A 4,701-nucleotide genomic window follows, 5' to 3' on the forward strand; every position below is an offset into this window, starting at 1 on the left:
CAGTTGGTGGACAAAGCGGTTGGTGGGGTAAACCACCTGGGTGTGATCCCAGTCCTGGCGGATGCCGCGCTGCTCTTCCAGGGTCAACAACGGCAACTCGCCCAGGCCGGTCTGCGGATGCGCCATCAGGCTCAGCAACAGGCTCTGCAAATGCCCGCCCAACTGCAGCATCGAAGCCTCGGAGAACGACTCGCGGGCGTAGATCAATTCGAACGACAGGCTCTGGCCCAGATTGACCGCGACCGTCAGCGGGTAGTTGGTCTGCTCGTGGTTGCCCACTGCGCCGAACTGCAGCTGTGCCGGCGCGCCTTTTTCCAGGGCCTCGGACACCGGGTAGTTCTCGAACACCAGGATGTTGTCGAACAGCGCATCGCCACCCAGGCCGGCCCAACGCTGTACTTCGTACAGCGGCGTGTATTCATAGTCGCGCAGCGCCAGGTTGCGGCTCTGCACCGCCTGCAGCCATTGGCTCACGGTCATGTCCGGACGTGGCGTGGCCACCACCGGCAAGGTGTTGATAAACAGGCCCACTTGCTGCTCGATGCCCTTGAGCTCGGCCGGACGCCCCGCCACCGTGGCGCCGAACACCACGCTTTCCTGGCCGGTGCAGCGCTGCAGCAACAGCAGCCAGGCCGCCTGCACCAGGGTATTGATCGTGACCTTCTGCTGACGGGCGAACTCGCCCAGGCGCGCGGTCTGCGCCAGGTCCAGCTCACGATGATGCTTGCCATGGCCTGTACCGGCGGGAATCTCCGCGACCCGGGACAGGGCCTGGGTCAGGCGGGTCGGTTCGTCCAGCGCCTGCAATTGTTCTTTCCAGAAGTTCTCGCAGGCCTGGGCATCCTGGCGTTGCAGCCAACCGATGTAATCCCGGTAGCGGCCGGGCGCATGGTTCGGCAACTGACCGGCATAACGCTGCAGCACTTCGCCGAGCAACTGCGAGTTGCTCCAGCCGTCCATCAGGATGTGATGGTTGGTGTAGATCAGGTGATGCCGCTGGTCGTCGATACGCACCAGGGTCAGGCGCAGCAACGGCACCGCATCCAGCTCGAAGCCACGCTGGCGCTCGGCGGTTGCCAGGCTGTCCAGGGCTTCCTGCTGCTGCGGCTGGCCACGCCAGTCATGCTCGCTGCAATCCAGGGCGATGTGCTTGTGCACCACCTGCAGCGGGGTCGACACCTCGCCCTGCCAGATAAAGCCGGTGCGCAGGATATCGTGCCGATCGATGGCCGCCTGCCAGGCCTGCTGGAAGCGCAGCGGGTCGAGCCCGTCCACGTCCACTCGCAGCTGGTTGATGTAGTCGCCCGCGGCCTGTTCATACAGGGTGTGGAACAGCATGCCCTGCTGCATCGGCGACAGCGGGTAGAGGTCTTCGACCTCGGCCAGCGCCACCGGCAGGCGGTCCAGCTGTTGCTGGTCCAGGCCGGCCAGCGGGAAGTCCGAAGGCGTCGCGCCGCCCTGGCCCGGCTCGCAGCAATGCGCCACCAGAGCCTTGAGTTCCGCGGCATAGTCATTCGCCAGGTGCTGGATGGTCGCGGCGTCGAACATCTGTGTGCTGAAGGTCCAGCTCAGGCTCAGCTCACCGCCATAGACCTGGCCATCCAGGCTCAGCCAGTTGCTCAGCGGGGCCAGCGGGCTCTGGTCGTCGCCCTTGGCTTCGCCGGTTGGCTTGAACAGGGAATCCTGTTCGTCGAAGCTGCCGTCGAACTGGCCCAGGTAGTTGAAGGTGATACGCGGCACGGCCAGGGCCGCGAGGGTTTCCTGGGCATTGGCATCCCCCAGGTAACGCAGGGCACCAAAGCCGATGCCCTTGTTCGGCACCGCGCGCAGCTGTTCCTTGATCTGCTTGATCGAGTCGGCCAGGGCCGCCCGGGGCGTCAGCTTCACCGGGAACATGCTGGTGAACCAACCCACTGTGCGGGTCAGGTCGAGGTTATCGAACAAGTCTTCGCGACCATGGCCTTCCAGTTGCACCAGGGCGCTGGCCTCGCCGGTCCAGCGGGTGATGACCCGGGCCAGGGCGGTGAGCAGCAGGTCGTTGATCTGCGTGCGGTAGGCCGCCGGAGCGTCCTGCAACAGGCGCTGGGTATGGGTCTTGTCCAGGCGCGAGCTCAGGCTGCTGGCATGCTGGTTCTGCAACGGCGTCACGGGGTGATCCAGCGGCAGGCTCGACTCCACGCCTTGCAACTGGGCCTGCCAGTAGTCCAGTTCCATTTGCAGCGCCGCGCCTTGGGCATAGGCCTGCATATGCTCGGCCCAGGCCTGGGTCGAGCTGGTCTTGGCCGGCAATGCCAGGGGCTGGCCGGCGCTCAGCTGCGCATGGGCCAGTTGCAGGTCCTCCAGCAGGATCCGCCAGGACACGCCATCCACCACCAGGTGGTGGATCACCAGCAACAGGCGCTGGCTGCCGTCCGCCAGGCTGAACAGCACGGCCCGCAACAGCGGTCCGTCCTGCAGGTTCAGGCTGCGCTGGGCCTCGATCGCCGATTGTTCCATGGCCTGGGCGTTATCCACCGCGACCTGCCAAAGCAGGCTCGGCCGCTGGCCGGCATCGGCGAACCGGGCGGACCAGCCATCGGCCTGCTGGCTGAACTGCAAGCGCAGGGCGTCATGCTGCACCCACAGCGCCTGCAAGGCGTTTTCCACGACTTCGGCGCGCAATGCCTGGGCCGGCTTGAGCAGTACCGACTGGTTCCAGTGATGGCGCTCGCTCATCGGCGATTCGAAGAACCACTGCTGCACCGGCAACAGCGCGGTCGCGCCACGCACCGGGCCCTGGTCGATCTGCACCCCGCCCTCGCCCTGCCCGGCCACCGCCGCCAGGCCTTGCACCGTCTGGTACTGGAACAGGTCCCGGGGAGTAAAGCGGATGCCGGCCTGGCGGGCGCGGCTGACCACCTGGATCGAGATGATCGAGTCGCCGCCCAGCTCGAAGAAGTTGTCGGTGACGCCCACCTGTTCCAGCTTCAGCACATCGGCCCAGATCGCCGCGATCTGCTGTTCCAACTCGTTCTGCGGCGCGACATAGACCTGTTGCAACTGCTGCGCGTCGACCTTGGGCAAGGCCTTGCGGTCGAGCTTGCCGTTCGGCGTCAGCGGCAGCGCCTCGAGGAACAGCAGGTAGGCCGGCACCATATAGTCCGGCAGATGTTCTTTCAGCGCAGTCTTGATGCTTTCGCGCAAGGCCACTTGCGCGTCACCGGCAACGGCCGCCTCGGCATCGCCCGGCACGATATAGGCCACCAGCTGCTGGCCGTTGTCGCCGTCATGAGCCAGGACAAAGGCTTCGCGCACCGCGGCCTGCTGCACCAGCCGCGCTTCGATTTCACCCAGCTCGATACGGAAGCCGCGGACCTTCACCTGATGGTCGATACGGCCGATGTACTCGATCACCCCGTCGGCGCGGTAGCGGGTCAGGTCGCCAGTGCGGTACAGGCGGCCACCGTCGCTGGAAAACGGATTGGGCACGAACTTCTCGGCGGTCAGCCCTGGACGCGCCAGGTAACCGCGGGTGACCCCGGCGCCGGCCAGGTACAACTCGCCGGCGCTGCTCACCGGCACCGGCTGCAAATCCGGGCTCAAGATATAGCTCTGGGTATTGCTGATGGCGCGACCGATATTGGCCTGGCCACCGGCCTCACGACGGGTATAGGTCGAGTAGGTGGTGTCTTCCGAAGGACCGTAGAGGTCGTAGACGTGTTGCAGGCCCGGTTGCTGGTACAGGCTATCCACCAGCGCCTGCTTCAGTGGTTCCCCCGCCAGGTTGATGATCCGCACACCGGGCGGAATCTGCCCGCTGCGCTGCAAGGCGGCAATCGCCGACGGCACGGTATTGATCAGCCGCACCCGGTCGCGGTCCACCAGCTCCGGCAACTCCAGGGCGTTGCGCGCCAGGACGATAAAACCGCCGCTGGACAGGGTGACGAACAGCTCCCACACCGACAGGTCGAAGCAGATCGAGGTCGAGGCCAGCACCCCTTGCAGGTCATCGGCGCTGTACACCCGGCTCGACCAGTCGATCAGCGCCAGCACGTTGCGATGGGCAATCGCCACGCCTTTAGGCAAGCCGGTGGAACCCGAGGTGTAGATCACATAGGCCAGGTTGTCCGCGGTCGCTCGCGGCGCCGGGTTCTCCGGCGAATAGCCGTCCAGCCAGCCCGGTTGCGCATCCAGTTGCAGGGTTTGCAGGGACTCAATAGCCGGCAGCAGCGACAGCAACGCACTTTCGGTCAGCAGGATCTGCGCCTGGCTGTCGCGCAGCATATGGGCCAGGCGATCCTGTGGATAATCCGGGTCCAGCGGCACATAGGCGCCACCGGCCTTGAGCACCGCCAACAGCGCCACGACCATCTCCGGGGTGCGCTGCATGGCCACGCCGACACGAACCTCAGGCCCTACCCCCAGTTCGATCAACTTGTGCGCCAGGCGGTTGGCCCGGGCATTGAGGTCCAGGTAATTCAGGCTTTGCCCGGCAAACAGCAGGGCCTTGGCTTCAGGGGTTTTCCGCGCCTGGGCCTCGACCAGTTGATGCACACCGTGCTCGCTCGGCAACTCGACCGAAGCCGGAGCCCACTCATGCAGCAGCTTGTTCTGCTCCGCCGTCGCCAGCAGGGGCAGATCCCCCAGGCGTTGCCGGGGTTGCTGGACAATGCCCTGCAGCAACTGCACCCAGGACTGGGCCAGGCGCTCGATGGTCGAGGG

Annotated in this window: 1 protein-coding gene; it reads right to left on the reverse strand. The window is 65.7% G+C overall.

What is annotated here, in order from left to right; genetic code table 11:
• On the reverse strand, positions 1–4,701 hold a 4,701-nt coding region (locus PVZ80_RS10350), incomplete at both ends, for a non-ribosomal peptide synthetase (RefSeq protein WP_273863865.1).

Source organism: Pseudomonas sp. B3G-3 (assembly GCF_028640915.1).
Taxonomy (GTDB): domain Bacteria; phylum Pseudomonadota; class Gammaproteobacteria; order Pseudomonadales; family Pseudomonadaceae; genus Aquipseudomonas; species Aquipseudomonas chlororaphis_I.